General features: G+C 51.3%; 2 rRNA genes. Both read left to right on the plus strand.

Annotated features, from left to right (window positions below):
• The first annotated feature begins 42 nt into the window (after positions 1–42).
• Positions 43–2984 (plus strand): 23S ribosomal RNA (locus BMZ24_RS19190).
• 32 nt (positions 2985–3016) lie between these two features.
• Positions 3017–3131 (plus strand): 5S ribosomal RNA (gene rrf, locus BMZ24_RS19195).
• Positions 3132–3149 lie beyond the last annotated feature (18 nt).

Consider the following 3149-nt stretch of genomic DNA (forward strand, 5'->3'; position numbering starts at 1 on the left):
GCAGCTTGTGATCATTGACAGACGAATAGGTGAAGAGAAGAGAGTTAAGATGTTAAGGGCATACGGTGGATGCCTTGGCGTCAGGAGGCGATGAAGGACGTGGAAGGCTGCGATAAGCCTCGGGGAGCCGTCAAGCAGGCTTTGATCCGGGGATTTCCGAATGGGGCAACCCGGCTAGAGTAATGTCTAGTCATCCAATTGCTGAATACATAGGCTTTTGGAAGCGAACTCGGGGAAGTGAAACATCTCAGTACCCGAAGGAAGAGAAATCAAGAGAGATTCCGATAGTAGCGGCGAGCGAACTTGGAAAAGCCTAAACCGTGTGGCTTCGGCCATGCGGGGTTGTAGGGCCCTAATAATCGATCCATTATTAGATAGCAGAACGTACTGGAAAGTGCGGCCATAGCGAGTGAGAGCCTCGTATGCGAAATCGAAAGTGGCGAGTAGGGTACCTGAGTAGGGCGGGACACGAGAAATCCCGTTTGAATCTGGGAGGACCATCTTCCAAGGCTAAATACTCCCTGACGACCGATAGTGTACCAGTACCGTGAGGGAAAGGTGAAAAGAACCCCTGTTAGGGGAGTGCAATAGAACCTGAAACCGTATGCCTACAAGCAGTGGGAGCACCTTCGTGGTGTGACCGCGTGCCTTTTGCATAATGGGCCAGCGAGTTAATCTGTAGTGCGAGGTTAAGCCGATGAGGTGTAGCCGTAGCGAAAGCGAGTCTTAAATGGGCGATTAGTACTGCGGATTAGACCCGAAGCCGGGTGATCTATCCATGAGCAGGTTGAAGCTTGGGTAAAACCAAGTGGAGGACCGAACCGTTGTAAGTTGAAAATTACTCGGATGACTTGTGGATAGGGGTGAAAGGCCAATCAAACTCGGTGATAGCTGGTTCTCTCCGAAATATATTGAGGTATAGCCTCAGGAGTTTACTTGCGGAGGTAGAGCACTGACAGGGCTAGGGGGCTTACCCGCTTACCAAACCCTTTCAAACTCCGAATGCCGTAAGTTAAGATCCTGGGAGTCAGACCGCGGGTGATAAGGTTCGTGGTCGAGAGGGAAAGAGCCCAGACCGACAGCTAAGGCCCCCAAATCCATACTAAGTGGGAAAGGAGGTGAAGTCGCTTAGACAGCCAGGAGGTTGGCTTAGAAGCAGCCACCCTTAAAAGAAAGCGTAATAGCTCACTGGTCTAGCGACTTTGCGCCGAAAATGTAACGGGGCTAAGTATGGTGCCGAAGCTTCGGAATCAGGTTTACCTGGTTGGTAGGAGAGCGTTCCCATCTGGGATGAAGGTAGATTGGAAAGTCTGCTGGACTGATGGGAAGTGAATATGCTGGCATGAGTAACGATAAAACAGGTGAAAAACCTGTTCGCCGTAAACCCAAGGTTTCCTGGGTAAAGTTAATCTTCCCAGGGTTAGTCGGCCCCTAAGGCGAGGCTGAAAAGCGTAGTTGATGGGAAACGGGTTAATATTCCCGTACCTGCATATGTTCGTTTGAACGATGGGGGGACGCAGGAAGGTAGGTCATCCGGGTGTTGGATATCCCGGTGCAAGCTGGTAGGGATGAGACATAGGCAAATCCGTGTCTCTCTATCCCGAGAAGTGATGCCGTGTCGTAAGACAGAAGTGATTGAGCCTCTACTGCCGAGAAAAGCCTCTAAGTGAGAAGATATGCAGACCGTACTGTAAACCGACACAGGTGGGTGGGGTGAGTAACCCAAGGCGTTTGAGAGAACTCTGGTTAAGGAACTCGGCAAAATTACCCCGTAACTTCGGGAGAAGGGGTGCCATTTGGGGTGAGCGTATTTACTTCGCAAGCTTCGAGTGGTCGCAGAGAAATGGCGGTGGCGACTGTTTACTAAAAACATAGGACTCTGCTAAGTCGTAAGACGACGTATAGGGTCTGACGCCTGCCCGGTGCTGGAAGGTTAAGAGGAGATGTCAGCGCAAGCGAAGCATTGAATTGAAGCCCCAGTAAACGGCGGCCGTAACTATAACGGTCCTAAGGTAGCGAAATTCCTTGTCGGGTAAGTTCCGACCTGCACGAATGGCGTAACGATCTCCGCACTGTCTCGACCAGAGACTCAGTGAAATTGAATTGGCGGTGAAGATGCCGTCTCCCCGCAGAAAGACGGAAAGACCCTGTGCACCTTTACTATAGCTTGACATTGGATCTTGAACTATCATGTGTAGGATAGGTGGGAGACTGTGAAGCGGGTACGCTAGTATCTGTGGAGTCAACCTTGAAATACCACCCTTGTTAGTTTAGGATTCTAATCCCTCGCCGTTATCCGGCAGGGAGACAGTGTCTGGTGGGTAGTTTGACTGGGGCGGTCGCCTCCCAAAGAGTAACGGAGGCGCGCAATGGTTCCCTCAGGCTGATTGGAAACCAGCCGTTGAGTGCAAACGCATAAGGGAGCTTGACTGCGAGACAGACATGTCGAGCAGGTACGAAAGTAGGTGTTAGTGATCCGGTGGTCCCGCATGGAAGGGCCATCGCTCATCGGATAAAAGGTACGCCGGGGATAACAGGCTGATCGCATCCAAGAGTTCACATCGACGATGCGGTTTGGCACCTCGATGTCGGCTCATCACATCCTGGGGCTGGAGCAGGTCCCAAGGGTACGGCTGTTCGCCGTTTAAAGTGGTACGCGAGCTGGGTTTAAAACGTCGTGAGACAGTTTGGTCCCTATCTTCTGTGGGCGTAGGAGAATTGAGTGGGTCTGTTCCTAGTACGAGAGGACCGGAATGGACGATTCCCTAGTGGACCTGTTGTCACGCCAGTGGCATAGCAGGGTAGCTATAATCGGAATGGATAACCGCTGAAAGCATCTAAGCGGGAAACCAGCCACAAGATAAGTTCTCCCTTGTCGCAAGACACTGAAGATCCCAGGCAGACCACCTGGTAGATAGGCCGGAAGTGTAAGCGCAGTAATGTGTTCAGCTGACCGGTACTAATAGATCGTGAGTCTTAACTCTCTCTCTTCACCTGTTTCTCTTATATATTTCGTCCTGGTGACCACGGCGGAGGGGAACCACCCGATTCCATTCCGAACTCGGAAGTTAAGACCTCCAGCGCCGATGATACTGCAAGTTCACTTGTGGGAAAGTAGGTCGTCGCCAGGACTTTTTTATTCTCTTCTC

The sequence above is a fragment of the Desulfomicrobium norvegicum genome, from assembly GCF_900114595.1.
Lineage (GTDB): Bacteria > Desulfobacterota > Desulfovibrionia > Desulfovibrionales > Desulfomicrobiaceae > Desulfomicrobium > Desulfomicrobium macestii.